We start from the raw sequence: 24,500 nt of genomic DNA on the forward strand, positions 1-24,500 counted from the left end.
GCGGGCGGGTGGGGCGGGGCAGCGGCGGGCGGCGGTGCGGCCGGGCGCGCGGGTGCCGCAGGCGGCGCAGCCGCGGGCGGTCCCTTCGGCGGCTGCTTCGGTTTTCCGTCAGGGCCAGTGTCGTGAGGCTGGGCCTGCGCGACGACGAGCGGCGGCGCGCTTTGCGCATGCGATGCGGCGTTTGCCAATTGCATCGCGGTGAGAGCCGTGCTCGCAAGCAGCACGAAACGAACGTTGGTCATGGTGGTCAACTTCCCCGGAAGGTTCTTTGACGAAGTGTTGGGATGAACGGCTACGCGTTAGGCCGGATTGTGGCGGGCGAAGCGGACGCGGCCCGATTTATTTCTGCATGCAAATCACGTCAGTATGGCGACGTTCATTGCGCATTCAGACGCTGGTTGCAATCGCCTTACATGTGATGGTTGATGATGGTTGATGGTTCGGCTCATCCATGATCTCGCGGCGGCATTGCATCCGTCGCCGGATTCGGTGTGAGCGGCCCGTTCGGTCCGCGCGATGGAATCTCCTCAGGCATGCGGCCCGGCAATTCGTCGGGCCGCGGTGATTCGCCGGGTTCGCGTACCGGCGGCGCGATTTCAGGCTGCGGACTGCCCGGCGGAATTCCTGGCGGCGGCTCGGTCGGTGTGCCGGGCGTCGATGGTGGAATCTCGGGCGGCTCGATCGGCATTACAGCGACACCTTGCGGTTTTCGCCGATATCAGGACGCGTATTCGTCATCGCAGCGGCCGCCATCTTCACATAGGAAATCACCGTTCCCGGCGAATCCCAGAATTCGGCGTCGTCAGGCGTAATCTTAAGCACGCGGATGTTCGGATCTTCCGCGCTGTTCCACCATGCCTTCGCCGGCGTCGAGAACAACTCCTTGATCTTGGCGCGGTCGTTGGAGACCACCGCGGTGCCCGTCAGCGACACATACTTCTGGCTGCTGGCATCTGCGAAAGACAGATTGATCGACGGATTGCGTTCGATCTCCTCATCCTTGTGACGCCGCGCGTCGGTGAGGAAATAGATCGTGTTCGCGCCACGATCCAGAGAAGCGCTCATCGGCCGCGCGCGCAGCTTGTCGCCATCGCGCGTGATCAGCATCGCGAATCCGATCTTCTTCATCAGATCCCAGACGCGATCGGTGTCGCGCGTATTGTCGTTGGCCATACCGTGCTCCTTCTTGCAAGGAACGATAACGGCGTCCGCGGAACGATGTTCCTGTCGGAAGATGGAACCAGTCTATTCCGGCGCGTGGCAGACGGCCTCGATGTTGTGGCCATCGGGGTCCAGCACGAACGCGCCGTAGTAATTCGCATGGTAATGCGGGCGGATTCCGGGCGGGCCGTTGTCACGGCCGCCGGCGGCCATCGCCGCCTTGTAGAAGGCGTCGACCGTGGCGCGGTCCTTGGCGAGAATCGCGATGTGCACCGGCTTGTTCATCGCGCCTTCGGCGCCGAACCAGAGGTCCGGCTTGCCGTTGGCACCGAAGCCTGCGGCCGGAGCGTGACCGGTCTGCTCCGCCGTCACTTCCATGACCAGGCTGTAGTCGAGCGGCGCCAGCGCCTTGGCATAGAACGCCTTCGCGCGCTCATAGTCGGAGACGGAGAAACCCAAATGATCGATCATTGCAAATCTCCCTTGCTCACGGTCAGCGGGACAGGAATGTATTGCTTCGTGTCTTGCGTGCAATCGCAAAGCCGCGCGCGATCATGTCGGCAATGCAATCCTGCTGCCATTCGTTTTGTGACAAATGCTCGATCACCACCGCGCGCGGCCACAACGCTTGCGGCGCGTCACGGAAGAAGCCGATCAGCACGCGGTCCTCGAAGCCTTCGACGTCGATCTTGAGTGCATCGACTTGGCGGACGCCGGCCTCGGCGAGAATGCGCGTCAGCCGCAGCGACGGGACCTTGATGGCTGCAGCGCTGGCGGTGCCGGTGACGACGTGGGTGGCGCCGAGATTGCCGCCGCCGCTCTCGATCATCAGTTCGCCGTCGCTGTCGCCCGCCGCGGCCTGCACCAGGCGGACCTGTGTCGCCTTCGATGCGGCATGGTTGAACGAGAGCCGTCCGAAGGTCAGCGGATGTGGCTCGATCGCGACCACCTTGCCCTGGGTGCCGACCTGCCGTGCCATCACCAGGGCAAAGGTCCCGACATTGGCGCCGACATCGACGAACACGCCGCCCACGGGCGTGTGCTGGCGCAGGAAGTCGAGTTCGTCGAGATTGTAGTCGGGGTTGAACAACGCGCCGCGCTCGGTCGCGCTGCCCTGGTGGTAGAATCGGAACGAGGCGCCCTGATACTGCACGTCGACCGGACCGCCGCGGAGCAGATTGACCAGCCGCGACAGCCAGGGCCGGAAGGCGCCGCGCTTCAGCCCTGACTGTGTCGCGAGGCGAATGATCGCGGCCTGCGCCGCATTCGGCGTAAACGCGCCGAACGGCGCTGACGAAGGAACGTTGTCGGGCGTCAAGCAGGTGGTCCTCGTTGCAGGCGGCGCATGCATAGCCGGTTTTGCCGGGGACTCCAACGTTATGGGAAAAGAATGTAGCCCGGATGGAGCGCAGCGAAATCCGGGGTTCTATCCGAGTGGCGAGACCGCCCCGGATTACGCTGTGCTCCATCCGGGCTACGAGGTCACGCCGCCTTCTTGCGCTGGCGCAGGAATCGCCCGAGCAGCCTTCGCCTGCCCTTGCGCGGGATCAGGTCGATGTCGCTGACGAGTTTTGCGCCGCCCTTGCGGCGCTCCAGCACGATCTTGCGGCTGTGGAAGGCTTCCAGCTCGACGCGGTGCGCGACGCTGACGATGGTCGCCTTCGGCAGCGCGTCGGTGACCATCTTCATCATCTTGTCCTGGCTTTTCTCGTCGAGCGCGGAGGTCGCCTCGTCGAGCACGACGATATCAGGGCTGTGCAGCAGCAACCGCGCGAAGGCGAGGCGCTGCTTCTCGCCGCCGGACAGCGTCTGGTCCCACGGTCCTTCCTCTTCGATCTTCTCCTTGAGATGGTCGAGGCCGACCTTGTGCAGGGCTTCCCCGATCTCCTCGACCGTCCAATCCTCTTCGGCGCCGGGATAGGCGACCGCGCGGCGCAGGGATCCGGAGGGCACATAGGGCCGCTGCGGCAGCATGAACAGCCGCCGGTCGGGATGGAAGTTGACGCTGCCGCCGCCCCACGGCCATAGCCCCGCAATGGCGCGCACCAGCGTGCTCTTGCCGGTGCCGGATTCGCCGGCCACGAGCAGGCGCTCGCCGGGCTCGATCACCACCTCGGTCTCGCCGACCACGGCGGTGCCGTCGTCGAGCGTGACGGAGAGATCCTGCAGCTCCAGCATGGCATCGTTGCGCGTCTCGCCGCGCTTGATGCGGCCGAGGCCGTCGCCCTGCTCGGCGCGCTCGAGGCCGTCGAGCGACATCATCAGCGAGGCGATGCGGCGCGCGCAGGCGTTCCAGTCGGCAAGCCGCGGATAATTGTCGACCAGCCAGCCGAACGCGCTCTGCACGATGGTGAAGGCGGAGGCCGCCTGCATCACCTGTCCGAGCGTCATGCTGCCGTCGAGGAATTTCGGCGCGCAGAGCAAGAGCGGCACGACCGGCGCAACGAGGTTCGACCCTTGCGACACCAGCGTGGTGCGCATGTGCTGGCCGGCCAGTCGCGCCCATTGCCGCAACACCTTGGTGAAGTTGCGGTCGATGCCGTCGCGCTCCTCCTCCTCGCCGCCGAGCAGCGCGATGCTCTCGCCGTTCTCGCGCACGCGCGTCAGCGTATAGCGGAAGTCGGCTTCGGCCTGGTTCTTGTCTTCGGAGACCTGCACGAAGCGGCGGCCGATCACCAGGATCGAGCTCGATGCAATCGCGGCGTAGAGCATCGCGGCGATCACGAGGAAGCCGGGAATGGTGATGGTCGCCCCGCCGAGCACGATCGTGAGCGCGCCGCCGATGGTCCAGAGCACGACGATGAAGGTTGCGGCCGACAACAGGGCCGAGGTGACGCCGGCGAGGAAATCGACCGGCGAGTCGGTCGCGACGCGCAGATCCTCCGCGATCCGGTATTCCGGATTCTGGTGGTCGCCGCCGACGAGGTTGAGCTGGTAGTAGCGGCCGTTCTTCAGCCAGCGCGTCAGCACGCTCGCCGTCAGCCAGGCGCGCCAGCGCCGCTGGATGCCCATGCGCGCAAACACCTGCGCCACGCCGAGCACGATGCTGCCGATCGCGAGCGGAAAGAACGCCGCGGTGAGGTGAAACACGCTCGCGGCATCGCGCTTCTCGATGGCGTCGAAGATCGCGCGATTCCAGACATTGATGCCGTACTGGAAGCCGATGGTGAGGACGATCAGCATGCCGAGGCCGATCGAGAACGGCCAGGCAAGGCGGTCGCCCTTGCGGCCCCAGAAGCCGCGCGCGCTGATCCAGAAGCGGGTCAGCAGATAATCCTTGCGCGCCTGCTCGGCCTCCTCAGCTGACAGCTCGGGATCGGGTTCGAGCATCTCGGGCGGCGGCGGAGCCACTTCCTCGCCCGTCTCGCCCTCGATTTCGATGATGGGCGGCTTCTTGTTCTGTTCGCGCTTCCCGGCCGGTTTCTGCATGGCCGGACAACGCAAGGGAAATCAGTCGGTTCCCTGCGGTTCCGTGACCGGGCTATTCGGCCGCGCCATCGCGCACCCGCCGCAGCCGCGCGGCTCTGTGGAGGATCTGCGAGAGCTCCTCGATCGAATAGGGCTTCTGCACGAGATCGAAACCGTGGCTGCCTTCCTGCGCCAGCGCCTCGCTGTAGCCGGTGGTCAGCACGACCGGCACGCCGATGCCGCGATCGCGGATCGCCCGCGCCAGTTCGAGCCCGGTCATGCCGGGCATGACCACGTCCGAGAACACGACGTCGAAGCGATCCGTATCCACGACCAGTTCGGCGAGCGCGTCGGCGGCATTGTCGACCAGGGTGATGCTGTAGCCGAGCTCGGTGAGGCCATCGGCGGCGAAATTGGCGAGCTCGATATTGTCCTCGACCACCAGCACCGACATGCCGCTGCCGAGCACCGCCGGCGCGGTGTTCGGCGCCTGCTGCCGCGGCAGCAGGTTCGCCGGCACGCGCGGCAGATAGAGCGAGAAGGTGCTGCCCTGGCCGACTTCGCTCGTGACCGTCACCTCGCCGCCGGATTGCCGGGCGAAGCCGAACACCTGGGAAAGGCCAAGACCCGTGCCGTGGCCGACCTGCTTGGTGGTGAAGAACGGCTCGAAGATACGCCCGAGCCGCGCGGCGGGAATGCCGATTCCGGTATCGCTGACGACGACGCTGATGAAGCCATTGCTAACAGGCATGTGGCTGCCCGAGACGTGCGCCAGCGTGTCCGGAACGGTGGTCGCCGCCTCGACCTTGAAGCTGATCCGGCCCTTGCCCTGCATGGCGTCGCGCGCATTGGTGGCCATGTTGATCAGCGCCGTCTCGAACTGGCTGGCATCGGCATTGACCAGGCACGGCTCCGCCGGCAGCCGCATCGCGATCTCGATCGCGGGTCCCAGCAGCGTGGCGAGCATGTCGTGCAGCGACTGCATCCGCTCGCCGACGTCGAACACCTCCGGCTTCAGGGTCTGGCGCCGCGCGAAGGCGAGCAGCTGCGACGTCAGCCTGGCGGCGCGCGCGACCGCATCGGCGATCGCGGTCATGTAGCGCTGTCGCCGCTCTTCCGTCAGTTGCGGCCGGTTCAACAGGTCGACGGAGGCGCGGATCACGGTCAGCAGATTGTTGAAGTCGTGCGCGACGCCGCCGGTGAGCTGGCCCAGCGCTTCCAGGCGCTGGCTGTGCTTGAGCGCCTCCTCGGCCTCGCGCCGCTTGGCGGCCTCGGCCTGAAGATGCTGGGTGCGCCGGAAGGCGAATGCGAGCAGCAGAAACAGCAGCGCGGTCGCGGGAATGCCGAACACGAGATGCTGACCCATGGTGGCGAGCCAGCGCGCGCGGATCGCCGAGGTCTCGAGGCCCGCGCTGACATAGATCGGATATTCGGCGACGCGCCGGTAGCCGATGCGGCGTTCGATCCCGTCCGACGGCCAGGCGATGGTCATGAGCCCGTGCGCGGGGTGAGCGGCGATCTCGCGGCCGACCGGTCCGCCCGGATCGAGCCGGAGGTCGCGGTCGAGCCGCGGAAAATGCGCCAGCACCACGCCGTCGGTGCGACCCATGGCGAAGAAGCTGCCGGGATCGGAGCCGATCCTGGCGTAGAAACTCTCGAAATACTCCGGCAGGACCGAGGCCTGGATCACGCCGATGAAGCTGCCGTCGTCGGAGTCGCGGCGGCGGCTCACGCCGAAGAAGCGGGCGCCCTGGTAGGGCGGCCGCGGCGTCAGGGGCATGCCGATGAAGGTGCTGATGGTCTGGTCGACATGGGCGTAGAAGTAGTCGCGGTCTGCGAAGCTCAGCTCCGGCGGCGGCGAGGCGAGGCTGTTGACCAGCGCCTTGCCGTCCGCATCGAAGATCCAGGCCGATTTGAGCTGCGGCAGCGAATCGGCCAGCCGCTTCAGGCGCCGATGCAGCGTCGGCTCGCGTGGGCGGATGGCCTCGTCCGGGAGGCCGCGCACGACCTCGTTGAGCTCGGAGAGACTGCGGTCGATCGTCTCGAACACCTTGAGCGCGTGCTCATGTGCGACGTCGAGCGTGCGCTCGATCTCCCTGTCGGCGGTATCCCGCGTCGACGTGTAGGAGATCGCGGCGGCGATCGCGAACAGCGCAATCGGCAGCGCCAGGGATGCGGCCATCATCCACTGCAAGAGTCTCAGCGAATTGCGTTGCGCGCCCTGCACAGTCGCTCCGGTCCCTGACCGGAAGCTTAACTGAATTTCTCGCCGGGAAGGAAGCCGCTTATGGCGGGAACCGGTGGTTGTATTCCCCGAGATTCTCGCGCGGCGAGGGGTGGCGAAAGATTCGACTTAAATTGGCGGCGGCGCCAGCATGCCCCGGCCGCCCGGGCCGGGGATCGAAGCATGAATGAGGGTTAGATCTGCCGCTCGACCATCTTGAGCTTCAGCTCGGCGATGGCTTCGGCCGGGTTGAGGCCCTTCGGGCAGGCCTTGGCGCAGTTCATGATGGTGTGGCAGCGGTAGAGCCGGAACGGGTCCTCGAGATTGTCGAGGCGCTCGCCGGTGGCTTCATCGCGCGAATCGGACACCCAGCGGTTGGCCTGGAGCAGGGCTGCGGGGCCGAGATAGCGGTCGCTGTTCCACCAATAGCTCGGGCACGAGGTCGAGCAGCAGGCGCACAGGATGCACTCGTAGAGACCGTCGAGCTTCTCGCGGTCCTCGTGGCTCTGGCGCCATTCCTTCTGCGGCGTCGGCGAGGTCGTCTTCAGCCACGGCTCGACGGAGGCATATTGCGCGTAGAAATTGGTCAGATCGGGGACGAGGTCCTTCACGACGGGCTGGTGCGGCAGCGGGTTGATCTTCACCGCGCCGTCCTTCACGTCGTGCATCGAGCGGGTGCAGGCCAGCGTGTTCTGGCCGTCGATGTTCATGGCGCAGGAGCCGCAGACGCCCTCGCGGCAGGAGCGGCGGAACGTCAGCGACGGGTCGATGTGGTTCTTGATCCAGATCAGGCCGTCCAGCACCATCGGACCGCAATCATGGGTGTCGACGTAATAGGTGTCGACGCTCGGATTCTTGCCGTCGTCCGGATTCCAGCGATAGACGCGAAACTCGCGAACCTCGGTCGCGCCCGCAGGCTTCGGCCAGGTCTTGCCGCCGGTGATCTTGGAGTTCTTCGGAAGTGCGAATTCAACCATTTCGATAAGGCTTTCGCTGTTCGCTCAGTACACGCGCGCTTTCGGCGGGATGTACTGCACGTCGTTGGTCATGGTGTAGTCGTGAACCGGGCGATACTCGATCTTGACCTTGCCGGCATCGTCCAGCCAGGCCAGCGTGTGCTTCATCCAGTTCTTGTCGTCGCGCTCGGAAAAATCCTCGCGGGCGTGGGCGCCGCGGCTCTCGGTGCGGTTGGCGGCCGAGTTCATCGTCACCACCGCCTGCGAGATCAGATTGTCGAACTCCAGCGTCTCGACGAGGTCCGAATTCCACACCAGAGAGCGGTCGGACACGGCGATGTCGGTGATGCCGCTGTGGACCTTCTCGATCAGGCTCTGGCCTTCGCTCAGGATGTCGCCGGTGCGGAACACCGCGCAGTTGTTCTGCATCACGTGCTGCATGCCTTCGCGCAGCTTCGCGGTCGGCGTGCCGCCGGAAGCGTAGCGGTAATGGTCGAGACGGCCGAGCGCGAGCTCCGCGGAGTTCGCCGGCAGCTCGGGCTGCTTGGCATTGGGCGTGAGCTTCTCGGCCAGCCGCAGCGCGGCGGCGCGGCCGAACACCACGAGGTCGATCAGCGAGTTGGAGCCGAGGCGGTTGGCGCCGTGCACGGAGACGCAGGCGGCTTCGCCGATCGCCATCAGGCCGGGGATGATGGCGTTGTCGTCGCCGTCCCGCTTGGTCAGCACCTCGCCGTGATAGTTCGTGGGGATGCCGCCCATGTTGTAGTGCACGGTCGGCACGATCGGGATCGGCTCGCGCGTCACGTCGACATTGGCGAAGATCTTTGCGGATTCGGAAATGCCCGGCAGGCGCTCGGCGAGCACCGCGGGATCGAGATGGTCGAGATGAAGGAAGATGTGGTCCTTCTTCTTGCCGACGCCGCGGCCTTCGCGGATCTCGATGGTCATCGCACGCGAGACGACGTCGCGCGAGGCGAGGTCCTTGGCGGACGGCGCATAACGCTCCATGAAGCGCTCGCCCTCGGAGTTGACGAGATAGCCGCCTTCGCCGCGCGCGCCTTCGGTGACCAGACAGCCCGAGCCGTAGATGCCGGTCGGGTGGAACTGCACGAATTCCATGTCCTGCATCGGCAGGCCGGCGCGCAGCACCATGCCGCCGCCGTCGCCGGTGCAGGTGTGCGCCGAGGTGCAGGAGGCATAGGCGCGGCCGTAGCCGCCGGTCGCCAGAATCACGGTCTGGGCCCGGAAGCGATGCAGCGTGCCGTCGTCGAGCTTCAGCGCGATGACGCCGCGGCAGGTGCCCTGGTCGTCCATGATCAGGTCGATGGCGAAGAACTCGATGAAGAACTCGGCCGCGTGGCGCAGCGACTGGCCGTACATCGTGTGCAGCATGGCGTGACCGGTGCGGTCGGCGGCGGCGCAGGTGCGCTGCGCCTGGCCTTTGCCGTAGTCCATGGTCATGCCGCCGAACGGGCGCTGGTAGATCTTGCCGTCCTCGGTGCGCGAGAACGGCACGCCCCAATGCTCGAGCTCGTAGACCGCGTCGGGCGCGTTGCGCACCATGTATTCGATCGCGTCCTGGTCGCCGAGCCAGTCCGACCCCTTCACGGTGTCGTACATGTGCCAGCGCCAGTCGTCCTTGTGCATGTTGCCGAGCGAGGCGGAGATGCCGCCCTGGGCCGCAACCGTGTGCGAGCGGGTCGGAAACACCTTGGTGATGCAGGCGGTGCGCAGGCCCGCCTCGCTGCAGCCGACCACGGCGCGCAGGCCCGCGCCGCCGGCGCCGACCACGACGACGTCATAGGTGTGGTCTTCGATGGGGTAGGCTTTTCCGTTGGTGGCGGGAGCGCCGTTGCCCTTGCCATTCGTCTCAGCGGCCATGGGTTACACTCCGGAGGAAAGCTTCACGATCGCGTAGGTCGAGGCGAGCGCGACGGCGACCGAGAAGAAATTGTTGAGCATGATCGAGATGAGCTTCAGCTTCTCGTTGTGGATGTAGTCCTCGATCACGACCTGCATGCCGATCTTCATGTGCCAGGTGCTGGCGATGATGAAGAGCAGCATGATGATGGCGATCGGCAGCGAGCCGATGGTCTGCGCCGCGAAGGCCTGGTTGCGGCCGAACAGGATCATGATGACCACGATCACCGGGATCATCAGCAATGTCATCGCGACCGCCGTGAGGCGCTGGCGCCAGAAGTCGGATGTGCCGGAATGGGCGGCGCCGAGATTGCGGACGCGGCCGAGCGGGGTGCGCATGCTGCGCTTCGGCGTATCGGCTGCGCTCATTTCCCACCTCCGATCGCGTAGGCGATGATCCAGATCAGCACCGTCAACGCGATGCCGCCGATCGCTGCGCCCCAGGTCAGGGCCTCGCGCTCGTTGGCCTTGAAGCCGTAGCCGAGGTCCCAGACGAAGTGCCGGATGCCGCTCAGCATATGGTGCATCAGCGCCCAGGTGTAGCCGAACACGATCAGGCGCCCGATGATGCTGCCGGTGAAGGCCTGGACATGGGCATAGGCGGCCGGACCGGACGCCGCTGCCACCAGCCACCAGACCAGCAGCAGGGTTCCGACGTAGAGTGCGATACCGGTGGCGCGATGGACGATGGACAGCGCCATCGTCAGCGTCCAGCGGTAGACTTGCATGTGTGGTGAAAGCGGTCGTTCGATCCGTGCGGTCATGGGCTTTTGATGTTGTATGGCGGCCCAGCAGGGGGCACGCGGGGATCGCGAAAGGTCGGCTCTATTTACGGAGTCGATTTGGCCTGCGCAATCACCAAATCGCCATGAATCGAACCGGTGTTCAGCTCTAGAGCGTTGATGTAACAAGGCCAATCCGGAGCTTGGTATACCAGAGCAATGGTGTGCCGACCAAAAGCAGAATCAAAATTCATCCTTTGCGGCGACGGCGCAGGCGCATTGAAATTACTATTGGAACGGCTCTAAGCCGCCACTGGTCAGTCAGAGTTCGAACCAGTCAGTTCATGAGGCCCAAGCCGGCACGAATGGCCGCCGAGCCAATTCCCAATTTCCGCGATGCGCACCGATTTTTCGCGTGACGGGCGGATATGCGCAGCCTGCATCCCACCCCGACGCAGGATCACCGCCCGAGGGGATCGCTCCCACGCCACCGCTCGACCAGGAAATCGATGAACGCGCGAATCTTCGCCGACCCCTGGCGTGACGGCTGATAGAGCGCATGGAGCGGGGCCGGAGCAGGTTCATGCTCACGCAACAGACGACGCAAGCGCCCCTCGGCAAGCTGCCTTTCCACCTGCCATGACGGCACCCGGACGATGCCGGCGCCGTTCTCTGCGGCGGCGGCGAGCGCGTCGAGGCTGTTGACCCAGAGCCGTCCCGCTATCCGGATTCGCGATCCGTCCTTCGCGTCGCGGCCGAAGCGCCAGGTCGCCGCCCCGGGCGAATCGGAAAAGACCAGGCAATCATGCTGTGCGAGATCGGACGGGCTCTGCGGCTCGCCGCGCCGTACGAGGTAGCCAGGCGAGGCGCAATGAATCATCTGCACCTCCGCGAGTTTCCGCGTCATGAGCTGCGAATCGGGCATGCGCCCGACGCGAAGCGCCAGATGAATGTCCTCCTCGATCAGGTTGACGTTGCGATCGACCAGCAGCAGATCGACAGACAGCGCGGGACAGGCGCGCAGAAAGTCGCCCAGCAATGGTGCGATCAGAAGGCGCCCCATCAATGTCGGCGCACTCACGCGCAGGCGTCCCGACGGCTCGCGCCGGCCTCCCGTCAGCGTCTCCTCGATCTCCTTGACCTCGCCGAGGATCGACTTGGCGCGCTCGTAGAACATGCGGCCGTCGTCCGTGAGCGCCAGCTGCCGCGTCGTCCGCACCAGCAGGCGTGTGCCGAAATGCTGCTCGAGCGCCGAAATCTGCCGGCTCACCGCCGTCAGCGAGCTCGGCAATGATCGCGCCGCCGCGGACAGGCTGCCGGTCTCGACAGCCCGGACAAAGGTCGCCATCGCCGCGAGCTGGTCCATGGCCATCCTTCCGTTTTCAGCAAGACAGTCTGCCTTTCGAGAGAGATAGCGCCAATAATCGCAAGGGTCTACGTTAGCGAAGAGCCAAGCAGTCCGGGATTTCCCATGCCGACACATGTCAGCCTGACGTCGATCAGCCAGCGTCGGGCCGCGCGCAATCTGGAGTGCGTCGCCTCGGATAATCTGCTTCCGTTGCTCGCCTTCTCCCTGATCGGCGTCGTGATCGACGGTCTCGCCGCGCTTGGTGCGTATGGCCGGCACGGTCCGGGATTTGCCGGCCTGCTTCTGATCTTCGCCGCACCCGTCCTCGCCGCTGCTGCGGCCCTCTGCATCGCGCATGCGCTGCCGACGGATCGCCGCGAATGAGTGGTCTCGAGGTTTCTGACGTCGTCGAGCTCGCGCTATTGCTGATCGCAACCGGCGCGCTCTCGGGATTTCTGGCTGGCGTGTTCGGGATCGGCGGCGGCGCAATCCTCGTGCCGGTGTTCTACGAATGCTTCCGCATCGCCGGCGTGCCGCTTGACGTGCGCATGCCGCTTTGCATCGGCACCTCGCTCGCGGTGATCATCCCGACCTCGATCCGTTCGTTCCAGGCGCATTACAAGCGCGGCGCCGTCGACATGGCGATCCTGCGCGTCTGGTGGCTGCCGATCGTGATCGGCGTCGTCTCGGGGAGCGTCGTCGCGCGCTATGCGCCGGAGCGGCTGTTCAAGATCGTGTTCGTCTGCGTCGCCTGGTCAGCGGCGGTGCGGCTGATCTTCGCGCGTGAAGGCTGGAAGCTCGGCGACGACCTGCCGAAAGGGCCCGTGATGCGGATCTACGGCTTCTGCGTCGGCATTTTGTCGACGCTGATGGGCATCGGCGGCGGCCTGTTCTCGAACCTACTGATGACGTTCTACGGCCGTCCCATCCATCAGGCGGTCGCGACCTCGTCAGCGCTGGCGGTGCTGATCTCGATCCCGGGCGCGCTCGGCTACATCTATGCCGGCTGGCCCGCGGCGGCGACCTATCCGGCGGTGGCAGCGCTGCAAGTCCCGTTCGCGCTCGGCTACGTCTCGCTGATCGGTGCCGTGCTGGTGATGCCGATGAGCCTCGTAACGGCGCCGCTCGGCGTGAGAGCTGCGCACGCGATGTCGAAACGCACGCTGGAGGTCGCGTTCGGCTGCTATCTGTTTATTGTTGGCAGCCGATTTGTGATGAGTTTGGTGAGCGGGCAGTAAGCGCCGCAAACTCCGTCATTGCGAGCGCAGCGAAGCAATCCAGAATCGTTCTGCGGCGGCAGTCTGGCTTGCTTCGTCGCAAGGGCTCCTCGCAATGACGAGGAGAGAGCACGACGCGCCTATTTCTTCGCGTAAATATCCTTGTACGTATCCCGCAGCACGTTCTTCTGGACCTTCCCCATCGTATTGCGCGGCAGCTCGTCGACGACGAAGACCCGCTTGGGCATTTTGAATTTGGCCAGTCGTCCGTCGAGCGCCTTCAGCACCGCGGCTTCATTCACCTCAGCGCCCTTGTTGCAGACGAGCACAGCCGTGACGCCTTCGCCGAAATCGGCATGCGGTACGCCGATCACGGCGGACTCGACCACGCCGGGCATGGCGTCGATCTCGCTCTCGATTTCCTTGGGGTAGACGTTGAAGCCGCCGGAGATGACGAGGTCCTTGCCGCGGCCGAGGATGTGGACGTAGCCCTTGTCGTCGATCTTGCCGAGGTCGCCGGTGATGAAGAAGCCGTCGGGGCGGAATTCCGCCTTGGTCTTCTCCGGCATCCGCCAGTAGCCTTTGAATACGTTCGGGCCCTTCACCTCGATCATGCCGATTTCCTCGCGCGGCAGCTCCTTGCCGGTCTCTGGCTCGGTGACGCGCACGGAGACGCCGGGGAGGGGAAACCCGACCGCGCCGGGCACGCGCTCGCCGTCATACGGGTTCGACGTGTTCATGTTCGTCTCGGTCATGCCGTAGCGCTCGAGCACCGCGTGGCCCGTGCGCGCCGACCATTCACGATGGGTCTCGGCCAGCAGCGGCGCGGAGCCGGAGATGAACAGCCGCATGTGCTTTGTGGTCTCGCGCGACAGCGCGGAGTTCTGGAGCAGGCGCGTGTAGAACGTCGGCACGCCCATCAGCACGGTGGCGCGTGCCATCAGCTTGATGATGAGATCAGGATCGAGCTTCGGCAGGAAGATCATCGCCGCCCGCGAAAACAGCGTCACGTTGGTCGCCACGAACAGGCCGTGCGTATGATAGATCGGCAGCGCGTGGATCAGCACGTCCTTGTCGGTGAAGCGCCAGTAGCCGACCAGCGAGAGCGAGTTCGACGCGAGATTGTCGTGCGTGAGCATCGCGCCCTTGGAGCGGCCGGTGGTGCCCGACGTGTAGAGGATCGCGGCGAGATCGTCGTTTGCGCGAGAGACGGTCGCGAATTCGTGGCTCGCCTTCTCGGCCGCGTCCGTCAGCGAACCCTTGCCGTCGGGTCCGAGCGTCTCGACCCTGGCCTTCACCTTGGCGGCGATGGCGCTGAGCCCTTCCGCCTTGGAGGGATCGCAGACCACCAGCGACGGCTCGGCATCGCCGATGAAGTAGTCGAGCTCGTTCAGCGTATAGGCGGTGTTGAGGGGCAGATAGACCGCGCCGGCCCGCACCGTGGCGAGGTAGAGCACGATATTGGCAACGGATTTCTCCACCTGCACCGCGACACGGTCGCCCGGCTTCACGCCGCGCGCGACCAGCAAATTCGCCATTTGCCCGGCCCGTGCGATCAGGTCCCCATAGCTGATATGGGCGCCGTCCTGCGTCTCGATTGCGAGGCGTTTGGGATCGTCCAGGCCGTCGAACAGGCGGGAAAACAAATTGGCGTTGGCAGCTTGGTTCATGCAAGATTTCCTCGACCGCAAGGCTCGTCAGACAAGGCTCGTCAGACAAGGCCGGTCAAAACCGGGGGCTGGATTAGCAAAAACCGCCCCAATGAAGCAACGGAGACAGTTTGCATGTCAAAAAACGGGAAACGCGTGGCCTGGGTCACGGGCGGCGGCAGCGGGATCGGGGAGGCCGGCGCCGAGGCGTTGGCTGCCGACGGCTGGACAGTGGTGGTCTCGGGCCGGCGCCAGTCAGCCCTGGATACCGTGGTCGCGAAGATCACCGGGGCGGGCGGCGCTGCCGAGGCCATCGCGCTGGATGTGTCCAACGCCGCGGAGGCCCAGAAGGCGGCCGATCAGATCGTCGCCAGGCATGGCCGGATCGACCTGCTCGTGAACAATGCCGGCATCAATGTCCCCAAGCGCAGCTGGAAGGACATGGAACTGGATGGCTGGGACAAGCTGGTCCAGGTCAATCTCAACGGCGTGCTCTATTGCATGCGCGCGGTGCTGCCGACGATGCGCAAGCAGCAGGACGGCGCGATCATCAACGTCTCGTCCTGGGCCGGCCGCCACGTTTCGAAGATGCCTGGCCCGGCCTACACCACCACCAAGCATGCGGTGCTGGCGCTGACTCATTCCTTCAACATGGACGAATGCGTCAACGGCCTGCGCGCCTGCTGCCTGATGCCGGGCGAGGTGGCGACGCCGATCCTGAAGCTGCGCCCGGTGGTGCCGAGCGAAGAGGAGCAGGCGAAGATGCTGCAATCCGAAGATCTGGGCCGCACCATCGCGTTCATCGCGTCGATGCCGGCGCGGGTCTGCATCAACGAGCTCTTGATCAGCCCGACGCATAATCGCGGATTCATTCAGACGCCGCATAACAGGGATTAGCCCGGGCGCAACTGCTGCAACGAGCACACTGCCGTAGGGTGGGCAAAGGCGCGAAGCGCCGTGCCCACCATCTCTCTCCATTTGCGTTTGGTGGGCACGCTGCGCTTTGCCCACCCTACGGCACCGTTTGCCTGGCGCGCGCTCATGCACGGCCACGCCGCCCTATAGTTTCACGCATCACAAAGAATTTTTCCCCGAAACCGCATCGCAGACCGTCCCGTAGTTCGGTCCAACGACGCGCTGCTGCTTCACGTCAAACCGCCGCAGCTGCCGTTGTTGCCGCAACTCAAGCGCCGGCCTTGCCGGTCACAATCCAATCGGGAGACTCTCCATGTCGAAGCGTATTGCCTATCTCGCTGCCGCCGCCTTCAGCGCCCTCGCCATCACCGCGACCGTCGTCGCGCCCGTTCGCGCCGAGGAGAAGACCGTCATGGTCGGCGGCGCCGCGATGTTCCCCTCGAAAAACATCGTCCAGAACGCCGTCAACTCCAAGGACCACACCACGCTCGTGGCGGCGGTGAAGGCGGCCGGCCTCGTGCCGACGCTGGAAAGCAAGGGCCCGTTCACGGTGTTCGCGCCGACCAACGCCGCCTTCGGCAAGCTGCCGGCCGGCACCGTCGATACCCTGGTCAAGCCCGAGAACAAGGCGACCCTGACCAAGATCCTCACCTACCATGTCGTGCCCGGCAAGCTCGAGGCGTCCGACCTCACCGACGGCAAGAAGCTGAAGACCGCCGAGGGCGAGGAGCTGACGGTGAAGAAGATGGACGGCAAGACCTGGATCGTCGACGCCAAGGGCGGCACCTCGATGGTGACCATCACCAACGTCAACCAGTCGAACGGCGTCATCCATGTGGTCGACACCGTGCTGATGCCGGCGACCTGACACCGCGGCGTCCTGTTTCATCCCCGACAGGGTGCGACGAAACGGCGAGCCGGGGAGACCCGGCTCGCTTTATTGTGACCACGATAGCCCGCCCGCATCGATTCGATCGTCGGCGGGGCGTAACGAAAACGGAATGCCCGGCGTATAATTCCCGACAGACGATCCAAGGGACGATCCAAGGACGGAACCATCATGGCGAGCCTCACAGTTACCGACGAGCAGGTCAGGGCTACCCCGGCCAAAGTGATCCAGCCGGCCTGGGTCCGTGTCATGCATTGGATCAACGCCCTTGCCATGATCCTGATGATCCTGTCGGGCTGGCAGATCTACAACGCCTCGCCGCTGTTCGGCTTCAGTTTTCCGCGCGACTACACGCTTGGCGGCTGGCTCGGCGGTGGCCTGCTCTGGCACTTCGCGGCGATGTGGCTGTTGATGATCAACGGCCTTGCCTATCTCGTCACCGGCTTCGCCACCGGCCGTTTCCGCAAAAAACTGCTGCCGATCACGCCGGCGGGCGTGCTGCACGACGTCAGGGCGGCCCTGACCTTCAAGCTCGCCCATGACGATCTCACCGTCTACAATTACGTGCAGCGCGTGCTCTATGCCGGCATCATCGTGGTGGGCGTGCTGATCGTGCTGTCGGGCCTCGGGATGTGGAAGCCGGTGCAGCTGCATTGGCTGGTCATGCTGTTCGGCGACTATCCGACCGCGCGCTATGTCCATTTCTTCTGCATGGCTGCAATCTGCGCCTTCCTCGTCATTCACGTCCTGCTCGCGCTGCTGGTGCCCAAGAGCCTGCGCGCGATGATCATTGGCCGCTGATTAGGAGAATTGTCATGGCCAAGCGCTCATTCCTGATCCCCGGCGTCGACAAGCGGCTGCTGATCAAGGACTCCATCAAGACGATGCCTGACGTCACCCGCCGCCGCTTCATCGCGGGCGGCGCCAGCCTCGGCGCGCTGACGCTGCTCACCGGCTGCGACGTGATCGATTCGTCCTCCGCCGAGGAGATGCTGAAGACGGTCTCGAAGTTCAACGACGCGGTGCAAGCCTTCATCTTCAATCCCGACGCGCTGGCGCCGACCTTCTCCGAGAGCGCGATCACCAAGCCGTTTCCGTTCAATGCCTATTACGATCTCGACGACGCGCCCGAGGTGTCGGCCGCAGACTGGAAGCTCGAGGTGCGCGGCCTCGTCGACAACAGGAAGTCTTGGACGCTGGACGAGCTCTATCATTTGCCGCAGGTCACGCAGATCACCCGCCACATCTGCGTCGAGGGCTGGAGCGCGATCGGCAGCTGGACTGGCACGCCGCTCCGCGATTTCCTCAAGCTGATCGGTGCCGACACGCGCGCCAAATATGTCTGGTTCCAGTGCGCCGACAAGGACGGCTACAACTCGCCGCTGGACATGCGCACCGCGCTGCATCCGCAGACGCAGATGACGTTCAAATATGCCGGTGAGATCCTGCCGCGCGCCTATGGTTTTCCGATGAAGATCCGCGTGCCGACAAAACTCGGCTTCAAGAACCCGAAATACGTGGTCTCGATGGAAGTCACCAACGACTACAAGGGCGGCTATTGGGAAGACCAGGGGTATAATTCGTTCAGCGGGAGCTGAAGCGAACTCCGCTCCTGTAGGGTGGGCAAAGCGACTTGTCCGCCGTAGCTCGAAGAGCGAAGGCGGAAGCGTGCCCACGTATTTTTCGCGATCGAGAGAGTTGGTGGGCACGGCGCTACGCGCCTTTGCCCACCCTAGGGTAGCACGTTGCTGGACATGATCGCTGCAGCGGCCCTATTCTGCCAGCCGCATGAGCAATCCAGCGATCAGAATGAACACCAAGAAATGGCTGGTAGCTTCGCTGATCTGCGTTTCGGCGATGTCCGCGTTGGTCGACGGCCTTTTCTTCTGGCGCGGTGTCTACGCGAGGCCCGTCACCGCTACTTTTGCAGATGCCCTGTGGGCGCTCTTGCTCATCATGTGGATCGCGGTGGACCAACGAGATCACCCACAGGTCGAACGACCGTTCGACTATGGCTTTCTCCTTGGGATATTCTGGCCGCCATACCTTCCTTACTATCTGTGGCGCACGAGACGCGGCGCCGGACTATGGATGTTCGCCGGCTTCCTCGGCCTGTTCTCCCTGGGTTTCTTCGTCCAGCTGGCGATATGGGCAGTTCTCGTCATGTTTCAGCGGTGATGGTCATGGTGGGCACGGCGCTACGCGCCTTTGCTCACCCTACGGCACCGATTGCTTGGCCGGCCCCACCTTCCGCTGGCATAGCGCCGCGACTGCCCCCAGCGCCAACAGCGCCGCCGATACATTCAGTGCGTAACTCAAGCTCCCCAGCGCATCCGTGATGGCGCCGACCACGATCGGTCCCAGCGTCTGGCCGACGCCGAACGAGATCGTCATCGCCGCGATCGCGGTCGGCCAGACCTCCGGCGGATAGTTGAAGCGGACGAAGGCGGTGGTGGAGTTGACCACGGCGAAGAAGGCGACGCCGAACACCACCGCCGAGGTCGCAAGCCACGCCGTCGAGTGTCCGAGCATCGGCAGGCCGGCGCCGATTGCGTTGGTGCCGAGGATGATGGCGGTGGCGAGACCGCCGCGGTCGAGCGCGAGCACGCGCCGCCAGACCCAGGGTGTGACGAAGGCGCTGAGGCCGATCAGGCCCCAGAACGCAGCCTGGGCCGTTGCATCTCCGCCGCCGTCACGCACATAGGCGATCATGAAGGTCATGTAGGCGATGTAGCCCGCACCGAACAGGAAGTAGGCCGCCAGATAGATCAGCACGGGCGGAATCGCGAAGGGGGCGTGGCTGGCTTCGCTGAAGCGTGCCCTGCTCTCGATGCGGACCAGGAAGAGCGGCACCGCCATCGCGACGGAGAGCAGCGTCAGCGCCCACCACACGATCCACCATGAGCCTGGGCCGAACCATTGCAGCGTGAACGGCGCGATCAGTCCCGAGGCGAGGATGCCGACACCGGGGCCGGCATAGAACAGGCTCAGCAGGAAATTGGCCCGCTCGGGATATGACTGCGCGATGGTCGCGGCCAGGGCGCCGCCGGCAACGAAGGCGACCGCGGCGCCGATGCCCAGCACCAGCCGTGCCGCGCTGAGCGCGAAAAAATTGCCAGTCAGCGCGCAAGTGGCGAGCGCGGCCAGACAAACCAGGGTTCCGCCGCGGATCGCCGCTGACCAGCCGACGCGCTGGATCAGCCGGGAGGCCACAAGCGCCCCCACGAGGTAGCCGACGGCGTTGATGGTGTTCATGAAACCGGCCGCCGAGTAGGACCAGCCGAGGTCCTCCCGCATGTCGGGCAGCACCAGCGCATAGGCGAAGCGACCGATGCCGAGCCCGACCGTCGCGGCCAGCGACAGGATCAGGATCAGCCGCGCGGGGTGCGCGTCGGGCGGGGGGCTGTCAGGGGCGTGCAACAGGGGTACTCCGGCATCCGCAGTGTGGCAGGCCCCGCCCGCCTTGCACAGCCGCGGCGCGGCAATGGTGTCTTGCCAAGCGCGCAACGCCGCTCTAGCACTCCGGCCGAAATTCGATCTCAGAGGAAACGACCATGGCGACCCACAAATTGCTGCTGCTCCCCGGCGACGGTATCGGCCCCGAGGTGATGGGCGAGGTGAAGCGGCTGATCGACTGGCTCAATTCGGCCGGGATCGCCAAATTCGAGACCGACAGCGGCCTCGTCGGCGGCTCCGCCTATGACGCGCACAAGGTGTCGATCTCCGAGGGCGACATGGCCAAGGCGCTGGCCGCCGACGCCATCATCTTCGGCGCGGTCGGTGGTCCCAAGTGGGATGCCGTTCCTTACGAGGTGCGCCCCGAAGCCGGCCTGCTGCGCCTGCGCAAGGATCTCGCTTTGTTCGCGAACCTGCGTCCGGCGGTGTGCTATCCGGCGCTGGCGGATGCCTCGAGCCTGAAGCGCGAGGCGGTCGAGGGTCTCGACATCATGATCGTGCGCGAGCTCACCGGCGGCGTCTATTTCGGCGAGCCCAAGACCATCACCGATCTCGGCAACGGCCAGAAGCGCGCCATCGATACCCAGGTCTACGACACCTATGAGATCGAGCGCATCGGCCGCGTCGCCTTCGAGCTTGCCCGGAAGCGCAAGAACAAGGTGACGTCGATGGAGAAGCGCAACGTCATGAAGTCGGGCGTGCTCTGGAACGAGGTCATGACCCAGGTCCACAAGCGCGAATACCCCGACGTCACGCTCGAGCATCAGCTCGCCGATTCCGGCGGCATGATGCTGGTGAAATGGCCGAAGCAGTTCGACGTCATCGTCACCGACAATCTGTTCGGCGACATGCTCTCCGACATCGCGGCGATGCTGACCGGCTCGCTCGGCATGCTGCCCTCGGCTTCGCTCGGCGAGGTCGACGTCAAGAGCAAGAAGCGCAAGGCGCTGTACGAGCCGGTGCACGGCTCGGCGCCCGACATCGCCGGCAAGGGCCTCGCCAATCCGATCGCGATGATCTCGTCGTTCGGCATGGCACTGCGCTACTCCTTCGACATGGGCGATCTCGCCGACAAGGTCGATGCGGCGATCGCCGCCGTGCTCGCCAGCGGCCTGCGCACCGCCGACATCAAGTCGGAAGGCACGACAGCCGCCTCGACCACGCAGATGGGCGAAGCGATTTTGAAGGAATTGCAGAAGCTGCACGCGTAAGCGCGGGAGTCGTAGCCCGGATGGAGCGAAGCGAAATCCGGGATTCTCGCCCTGCGGATAGACCTTCCCGGATTGCACTTCGCTCCATCCGGGCTACGGCCCCAAGGAAGCCACCTCATGGACACTGCGCCCCGCCCCAAGATCGCGGAAACTATCGTCCATGAAACGGTGCGCCTGCGCGAGGCGCAGATCGGGCGGCGCTGCGAAATCCTCAGCCATACGCGCATCGAATATGCCTCGCTCGGCGATTATTCCTATCTCGGTGAGAACTGCGATGTCGCCGACGCGGTGATCGGAAAATTTGCCGCCATCGCCAACTCGGTCCGCATCGGCGCGCCCAATCATCCGATGGGCCGGCCGTCGCAGCATCGCTTCACCTATGTCCCCGAATATTACGAAGCGACGGCAACGCGCGACCGCGACTTCTTCGCGGATCGCCGCGGCGACCGCGTCATCGTCGGCAATGATGTCTGGATCGGCCACGCCGCCATCCTGCTGCCGGGCGTTACGGTCGGCGATGGTGCGGTGATCGCCGCAGGCGCGGTCGTCAGCCGCGATGTCGAGCCCTACACGATCGTCGGCGGCGTTCCCGCGCGTCCCATCCGCAAGCGCTTTGACGATTCGGTCGCAGACAGCCTGCGCCGCATCGCCTGGTGGAATTGGCCCGACGAGGTCATCTTCGCGCGCCTCGGCGATTTCCGCTCCGAGGCGATCGAAGAGTTTTGCAGGCGCTACGACCCGGCAGCCAATCCGTGAGGTGGGTGCCCACGCACCTTTTGCGACCATGAAGAGATGGTGGGCACGGCGCTTCGCGCCTTTGCCCACCCTACCGCACCTCGCAAAAACAAAAATGGCCGAGCGTGAGCCCGGCCATTTTGATTCGGGGCGTTGCGCCGCTCAGTACAGCGGGAAATTCTGCGGATAGCCACCGACATCGGCCGGCGTGGCGAGCGGCTGGCGATCGATCGGGCGGTTGAGGTTTTCGCGGGCGAAGGTCGGATAGCCGACGGCCGGCGGGAAGGCATAGTCGGTGAACTTGCGGTCGCCCGGATTGACCTCGGTGCCGCCGTCGAGCCAGGAGCGCTTGCTCACATAGATGCGGGTGCGTCCCTGCTGATAGACCGCGTTGGGACCGCCCGGGCCGTAAACCGGCCGGCCGCGATCGTCATAGCGCTGCTTGGTCTTGGTGTCGGCCGAGGCCGGCGTCGCCAAACCAATGGCAGAGGCCATCGCAACCACGGCGCCCGCCGCAAGCAACGTCGCCAATTTGTTCGCGGCAGAAAATTTCGAGCTCATCACGTCCCCTTCAGGCGGCAAGCCGCCAGTCGATTTCGGCCCATACTAGCCCGGCCGGGGTGGCCGCAACTAGGTCAATTGGGTCACACCAGCTCGGAATAATCGTGCGCGCCGGCAAAAGTTGCATCAATACCAGCCACTTGAGCTTGATGCAGGCGCTTGATGTAAGTCAAAGCGCCCCGCGCAATTGCGCGTTCGCGGCGCCCAGCAGCCAGTCCGGCGAGCCCTGAGCGGCGCAACCCCTGCGCTTGAGCTCGGCGCGGGCGAACAATTCCGCCAGCTTCGGCTCGTTGCCCGAGGTGAGCAGCGTCAGCCGGTTCAGCGTGCAGGCGATCGCAGCGCGCCGGGCGGGCAGCGTATCGCCCTGGCAGGAGAAGCCGGAGATCTGCAGCGCCGGCTCCTCGCTGCGCTTGAGATAGCCGAGGCACGCCTGCGCCGAGCCGGTCGGCCGGAACAGGGCGACCGGGCCGAATTTGGTGTCGATCAGGCCGGCCTGCTCGAGCGGGGTGGCCGCTCCCAGGCCCATCTGGACGGCCAGATCGGCCATGGCAGGGCGCGTCACGTCGAATTCGCCGCCTTCCCGGTAGATTTCGAGCTCGGCCACGGGCCTGTCCGCCTCGCCCGTCCAGCGCATCACGTCCCGGCGGCCACCTTCGGGATGCCGAAGGACGGTATAAGAGGCTGTTTTCTCTGATGAATCGAGCCGGCTGATGGCGAAGGCCGGATGCGAGCGGTCGGCCACGCTCCAACCCGGCTTCTCCGTGGGCTCGTCGTCGCGCATGTCAGGCAGCTGGTCCAGGCCCGCAAGGCCAAGCATGGCAAACAGCACCAGCGCCCCCACATAGGCGAACAGGCGTGCCAGCGTGCCGACCACCTCGTCGGCGAAAGCTGCGAGCGCCAGATGGATCTGGGTGGGGCTAACGGCCGTGCTGGCCTCAGGCGACTGCATCCACGGCCTTCAGGCATGGTCCAACGTTGTCTTGAGGCCGGTTCTCGCATAGAAGCGCTGCTCTTCCTGTTTAAGCGTCAGCTTCGGGAACGGGCTTTTTCATCGGAGAGTGAACGATGGGTTACAAAGTCGCAGTGGTCGGCGCGACCGGCAATGTCGGACGGGAAATGCTCAACATCCTCGACGAGCGCAAATTCCCCGCGGACGAGGTCGTGGCCCTGGCCTCGCGCCGCAGCGTCGGCGTCGAGGTCTCCTATGGCGACCGCACCCTGAAGTGCAAGGCGCTCGAGCATTACGACTTCTCCGACGTCGACATCTGCCTGATGTCGGCGGGCGGCGAGGTGTCGAAGGAATGGTCGCCGAAGATCGGCGCCGCCGGCACGGTCGTGATCGACAATTCCTCGGCCTGGCGCATGGATCCGGACGTGCCGCTGATCGTGCCGGAGGTGAACGCGGATGCGACCGCGGGCTTCAAGACGAAGAACATCATCGCCAACCCGAACTGCTCGACCGCGCAGCTCGTGGTCGCGCTGAAGCCGCTGCACGACAAGGCGACCATCAAGCGCGTCGTGGTCTCGACCTATCAATCGGTGTCGGGCGCCGGCAAGGACGCGATGGATGAATTGTTCTCGCAGACCAAGGCCGTCTACACCAACAGCGAGATCGTCAATAAGAAGTTTCCCGCGCGCATCGCCTTCAACATCATTCCCCAGATCGACGTCTTCATGGAGGACGGCTACACCAAGGAAGAGTGGAAGATGATGATGGAGACCAAGAAGATTCTTGATCCCAAGATCAAGCTCTCCGCGACCTGCGTGCGCGTGCCTGTTTTCGTCGGCCACTCCGAGGCCGTCAACATCGAGTTCGAGAATCCGATCAGCGCCGACGAAGCGCGCAACATCCTGCGCACGGCGCCGGGTTGCCTGGTCATCGACAAGCACGAGCCCGGCGGCTACGCCACGCCGTATGAGGCGGCCGGCGAGGACGCGACCTATATCAGCCGCATCCGCGAGGACGCCACGGTGGAGAACGGTCTCGTGCTGTGGTGCGTGTCCGACAATCTGCGCAAGGGCGCGGCGCTGAACGCGATCCAGATCGCGGAAGTGCTGATCAACCGCAAGCTGATCAGCGCGAAGAAGAAGGCGGCGTAAGACGGGCGAATGGGGAGTAGCGAATGGC

The 24,500-nt window shown here is 64.9% G+C and carries 25 protein-coding genes and 1 pseudogene; 10 read left to right on the forward strand and 16 right to left on the reverse strand.

What is annotated here, in order from left to right; translation table 11 throughout:
* The 12 genes and pseudogenes from AC1RUR_RS33070 to AC1RUR_RS33125 all read right to left on the reverse strand — a co-directional run.
* Window positions 1-242, reverse strand: a pseudogene (locus AC1RUR_RS33070) (OmpA family protein); the annotation flags it as partial.
* 203 nt (window positions 243-445) lie between these two features.
* Window positions 446-688: a hypothetical protein gene (locus AC1RUR_RS33075; RefSeq protein ID WP_492851901.1), complete on the reverse strand. Its 243-nt coding sequence runs from the start codon at window positions 686-688 to the stop codon at window positions 446-448.
* Window positions 688-1,173, reverse strand: a complete 486-nt coding sequence (locus tag AC1RUR_RS33080) for a pyridoxamine 5'-phosphate oxidase family protein (protein WP_492851903.1) — start codon at window positions 1,171-1,173, stop codon at window positions 688-690. Before AC1RUR_RS33080 ends, AC1RUR_RS33075 begins: the two co-directional genes overlap by 1 nt.
* 72 nt (window positions 1,174-1,245) lie before the next feature.
* Window positions 1,246-1,632, reverse strand: coding sequence for a VOC family protein (locus tag AC1RUR_RS33085; RefSeq protein ID WP_492851905.1), 387 nt, complete (start codon window positions 1,630-1,632; stop codon window positions 1,246-1,248).
* 22 nt (window positions 1,633-1,654) lie between these two features.
* Complete coding sequence (locus AC1RUR_RS33090; RefSeq protein ID WP_492851907.1) at window positions 1,655-2,479, reverse strand: FkbM family methyltransferase; 825 nt, start codon at window positions 2,477-2,479, stop codon at window positions 1,655-1,657.
* A gap of 164 nt (window positions 2,480-2,643) precedes the next feature.
* Window positions 2,644-4,590, reverse strand: coding sequence for an ABC transporter ATP-binding protein/permease (locus tag AC1RUR_RS33095; protein WP_492851909.1), 1,947 nt, complete (start codon window positions 4,588-4,590; stop codon window positions 2,644-2,646).
* A gap of 52 nt (window positions 4,591-4,642) precedes the next feature.
* The gene (locus tag AC1RUR_RS33100) at window positions 4,643-6,796 is read right to left on the reverse strand and encodes a hybrid sensor histidine kinase/response regulator (protein ID WP_492851911.1); all 2,154 of its coding nucleotides are present in this window, start codon (window positions 6,794-6,796) and stop codon (window positions 4,643-4,645) included.
* Between the two features lie 191 nt (window positions 6,797-6,987).
* Window positions 6,988-7,770 carry a succinate dehydrogenase iron-sulfur subunit gene (locus tag AC1RUR_RS33105; protein WP_426612609.1) on the reverse strand — a complete coding sequence of 261 codons (783 nt, stop codon included), beginning with the start codon at window positions 7,768-7,770 and terminating at the stop codon, window positions 6,988-6,990.
* A gap of 24 nt (window positions 7,771-7,794) precedes the next feature.
* Window positions 7,795-9,630, reverse strand: coding sequence for a succinate dehydrogenase flavoprotein subunit (sdhA, locus tag AC1RUR_RS33110; RefSeq protein WP_492851913.1), 1,836 nt, complete (start codon window positions 9,628-9,630; stop codon window positions 7,795-7,797).
* A gap of 3 nt (window positions 9,631-9,633) precedes the next feature.
* Window positions 9,634-10,038, reverse strand: coding sequence for a succinate dehydrogenase, hydrophobic membrane anchor protein (sdhD, locus tag AC1RUR_RS33115; protein ID WP_492851915.1), 405 nt, complete (start codon window positions 10,036-10,038; stop codon window positions 9,634-9,636).
* Window positions 10,035-10,433, reverse strand: a complete 399-nt coding sequence (sdhC, locus tag AC1RUR_RS33120; RefSeq protein WP_492851917.1) for a succinate dehydrogenase, cytochrome b556 subunit — start codon at window positions 10,431-10,433, stop codon at window positions 10,035-10,037. Before sdhC ends, sdhD begins: the two co-directional genes overlap by 4 nt.
* A 418-nt stretch (window positions 10,434-10,851) precedes the next feature.
* Window positions 10,852-11,757, reverse strand: a complete 906-nt coding sequence (locus tag AC1RUR_RS33125; RefSeq protein WP_492851919.1) for a LysR family transcriptional regulator — start codon at window positions 11,755-11,757, stop codon at window positions 10,852-10,854.
* Between the two features lie 105 nt (window positions 11,758-11,862).
* Between AC1RUR_RS33125 and AC1RUR_RS33130 the strand changes: the two genes are divergently transcribed.
* Both AC1RUR_RS33130 and AC1RUR_RS33135 read left to right on the forward strand, forming a co-directional pair.
* Entirely contained in the window at window positions 11,863-12,123 is a 261-nt protein-coding gene (locus AC1RUR_RS33130; RefSeq protein WP_492851921.1) for a hypothetical protein, read from the forward strand.
* Window positions 12,120-12,977: a sulfite exporter TauE/SafE family protein gene (locus tag AC1RUR_RS33135; protein WP_492851923.1), complete on the forward strand. Its 858-nt coding sequence runs from the start codon at window positions 12,120-12,122 to the stop codon at window positions 12,975-12,977. The genes AC1RUR_RS33130 and AC1RUR_RS33135 overlap by 4 nt, the downstream gene beginning before the upstream one ends.
* A gap of 119 nt (window positions 12,978-13,096) precedes the next feature.
* Here AC1RUR_RS33135 and AC1RUR_RS33140 read toward each other — a convergent pair whose 3' ends face one another.
* A complete protein-coding gene (locus AC1RUR_RS33140) occupies window positions 13,097-14,626 on the reverse strand; it encodes a malonate--CoA ligase (protein ID WP_492851925.1) in 1,530 nt (509 codons plus the stop codon).
* 114 nt (window positions 14,627-14,740) lie between these two features.
* Here AC1RUR_RS33140 and AC1RUR_RS33145 point away from each other — a divergent pair, with 114 nt between their 5' ends.
* The 5 genes from AC1RUR_RS33145 to AC1RUR_RS33165 all read left to right on the forward strand — a co-directional run bounded on the left by AC1RUR_RS33145 (window position 14,741) and on the right by AC1RUR_RS33165 (window position 18,587).
* Entirely contained in the window at window positions 14,741-15,502 is a 762-nt protein-coding gene (locus tag AC1RUR_RS33145) for an SDR family oxidoreductase (protein WP_492851927.1), read from the forward strand.
* Window positions 15,503-15,833: 331 nt separating this feature from the next.
* On the forward strand, window positions 15,834-16,388 hold the full coding sequence (locus AC1RUR_RS33150; protein ID WP_492851929.1) for a fasciclin domain-containing protein: 555 nt from the start codon (window positions 15,834-15,836) through the stop codon (window positions 16,386-16,388).
* 192 nt (window positions 16,389-16,580) lie between these two features.
* Window positions 16,581-17,210: a cytochrome b/b6 domain-containing protein gene (locus tag AC1RUR_RS33155; protein WP_492851931.1), complete on the forward strand. Its 630-nt coding sequence runs from the start codon at window positions 16,581-16,583 to the stop codon at window positions 17,208-17,210.
* A gap of 14 nt (window positions 17,211-17,224) precedes the next feature.
* Window positions 17,225-18,007, forward strand: coding sequence for a molybdopterin-binding protein (locus tag AC1RUR_RS33160; RefSeq protein WP_492851933.1), 783 nt, complete (start codon window positions 17,225-17,227; stop codon window positions 18,005-18,007).
* A 211-nt stretch (window positions 18,008-18,218) separates the two neighbouring features.
* Window positions 18,219-18,587: a hypothetical protein gene (locus tag AC1RUR_RS33165; RefSeq protein WP_492851935.1), complete on the forward strand. Its 369-nt coding sequence runs from the start codon at window positions 18,219-18,221 to the stop codon at window positions 18,585-18,587.
* Window positions 18,588-18,626: 39 nt separating this feature from the next.
* On the opposite strand, the gene AC1RUR_RS33170 is transcribed toward AC1RUR_RS33165, so the two are convergent.
* Window positions 18,627-19,829: a YbfB/YjiJ family MFS transporter gene (locus AC1RUR_RS33170; RefSeq protein ID WP_492851937.1), complete on the reverse strand. Its 1,203-nt coding sequence runs from the start codon at window positions 19,827-19,829 to the stop codon at window positions 18,627-18,629.
* Window positions 19,830-19,963: 134 nt separating this feature from the next.
* On the opposite strand from AC1RUR_RS33170, the gene leuB reads away from it, so the two are divergent.
* The gene (gene leuB, locus AC1RUR_RS33175; protein ID WP_492851939.1) at window positions 19,964-21,076 is read left to right on the forward strand and encodes a 3-isopropylmalate dehydrogenase; all 1,113 of its coding nucleotides are present in this window, start codon (window positions 19,964-19,966) and stop codon (window positions 21,074-21,076) included.
* 117 nt (window positions 21,077-21,193) lie between these two features.
* Complete coding sequence (locus AC1RUR_RS33180) at window positions 21,194-21,832, forward strand: DapH/DapD/GlmU-related protein (RefSeq protein ID WP_492851941.1); 639 nt, start codon at window positions 21,194-21,196, stop codon at window positions 21,830-21,832.
* Window positions 21,833-21,973: 141 nt separating this feature from the next.
* Here the strand turns inward: AC1RUR_RS33180 and AC1RUR_RS33185 are convergent, their stop codons facing one another.
* Window positions 21,974-22,372, reverse strand: coding sequence for a hypothetical protein (locus tag AC1RUR_RS33185; RefSeq protein ID WP_492851943.1), 399 nt, complete (start codon window positions 22,370-22,372; stop codon window positions 21,974-21,976).
* 169 nt (window positions 22,373-22,541) lie between these two features.
* Window positions 22,542-23,321 (reverse strand): hypothetical protein, encoded by a 780-nt coding sequence (locus tag AC1RUR_RS33190; protein WP_492851945.1) that lies wholly within the window; start codon window positions 23,319-23,321, stop codon window positions 22,542-22,544.
* Window positions 23,322-23,437: 116 nt separating this feature from the next.
* Here AC1RUR_RS33190 and AC1RUR_RS33195 point away from each other — a divergent pair, with 116 nt between their 5' ends.
* The gene (locus AC1RUR_RS33195; protein ID WP_492851947.1) at window positions 23,438-24,472 is read left to right on the forward strand and encodes an aspartate-semialdehyde dehydrogenase; all 1,035 of its coding nucleotides are present in this window, start codon (window positions 23,438-23,440) and stop codon (window positions 24,470-24,472) included.
* The last annotated feature ends 28 nt before the right edge of the window (window positions 24,473-24,500 follow it).

The sequence above is a fragment of the Bradyrhizobium sp. GW821-FHT12B03 genome (assembly GCF_058807535.1).

Bases quoted from the DNA above. Each gene is read 5' to 3' on its own strand.
- AC1RUR_RS33075 (WP_492851901.1), bottom strand. From the start codon at position 688: ATGCCGATCGAGCCGCCCGAGATTCCACCATCGACGCCCGGCACACCG.
- AC1RUR_RS33080 (WP_492851903.1), bottom strand. From the start codon at position 1,173: ATGGCCAACGACAATACGCGCGACACCGATCGCGTCTGGGATCTGATG.
- AC1RUR_RS33085 (WP_492851905.1), bottom strand. From the start codon at position 1,632: ATGATCGATCATTTGGGTTTCTCCGTCTCCGACTATGAGCGCGCGAAG.
- AC1RUR_RS33095 (WP_492851909.1), bottom strand. From the start codon at position 4,590: ATGCAGAAACCGGCCGGGAAGCGCGAACAGAACAAGAAGCCGCCCATC.
- AC1RUR_RS33105 (WP_426612609.1), bottom strand. From the start codon at position 7,770: ATGGTTGAATTCGCACTTCCGAAGAACTCCAAGATCACCGGCGGCAAG.
- sdhA (WP_492851913.1), bottom strand. From the start codon at position 9,630: ATGGCCGCTGAGACGAATGGCAAGGGCAACGGCGCTCCCGCCACCAAC.
- sdhD (WP_492851915.1), bottom strand. From the start codon at position 10,038: ATGAGCGCAGCCGATACGCCGAAGCGCAGCATGCGCACCCCGCTCGGC.
- sdhC (WP_492851917.1), bottom strand. From the start codon at position 10,433: ATGACCGCACGGATCGAACGACCGCTTTCACCACACATGCAAGTCTAC.
- AC1RUR_RS33125 (WP_492851919.1), bottom strand. From the start codon at position 11,757: ATGGACCAGCTCGCGGCGATGGCGACCTTTGTCCGGGCTGTCGAGACC.
- AC1RUR_RS33130 (WP_492851921.1), top strand. From the start codon at position 11,863: ATGCCGACACATGTCAGCCTGACGTCGATCAGCCAGCGTCGGGCCGCG.
- AC1RUR_RS33135 (WP_492851923.1), top strand. From the start codon at position 12,120: ATGAGTGGTCTCGAGGTTTCTGACGTCGTCGAGCTCGCGCTATTGCTG.
- AC1RUR_RS33140 (WP_492851925.1), bottom strand. From the start codon at position 14,626: ATGAACCAAGCTGCCAACGCCAATTTGTTTTCCCGCCTGTTCGACGGC.
- AC1RUR_RS33145 (WP_492851927.1), top strand. From the start codon at position 14,741: ATGTCAAAAAACGGGAAACGCGTGGCCTGGGTCACGGGCGGCGGCAGC.
- AC1RUR_RS33150 (WP_492851929.1), top strand. From the start codon at position 15,834: ATGTCGAAGCGTATTGCCTATCTCGCTGCCGCCGCCTTCAGCGCCCTC.
- AC1RUR_RS33155 (WP_492851931.1), top strand. From the start codon at position 16,581: ATGGCGAGCCTCACAGTTACCGACGAGCAGGTCAGGGCTACCCCGGCC.
- AC1RUR_RS33160 (WP_492851933.1), top strand. From the start codon at position 17,225: ATGGCCAAGCGCTCATTCCTGATCCCCGGCGTCGACAAGCGGCTGCTG.
- AC1RUR_RS33165 (WP_492851935.1), top strand. From the start codon at position 18,219: ATGAACACCAAGAAATGGCTGGTAGCTTCGCTGATCTGCGTTTCGGCG.
- leuB (WP_492851939.1), top strand. From the start codon at position 19,964: ATGGCGACCCACAAATTGCTGCTGCTCCCCGGCGACGGTATCGGCCCC.
- AC1RUR_RS33180 (WP_492851941.1), top strand. From the start codon at position 21,194: ATGGACACTGCGCCCCGCCCCAAGATCGCGGAAACTATCGTCCATGAA.
- AC1RUR_RS33185 (WP_492851943.1), bottom strand. From the start codon at position 22,372: ATGAGCTCGAAATTTTCTGCCGCGAACAAATTGGCGACGTTGCTTGCG.
- AC1RUR_RS33190 (WP_492851945.1), bottom strand. From the start codon at position 23,321: ATGCAGTCGCCTGAGGCCAGCACGGCCGTTAGCCCCACCCAGATCCAT.
- AC1RUR_RS33195 (WP_492851947.1), top strand. From the start codon at position 23,438: ATGGGTTACAAAGTCGCAGTGGTCGGCGCGACCGGCAATGTCGGACGG.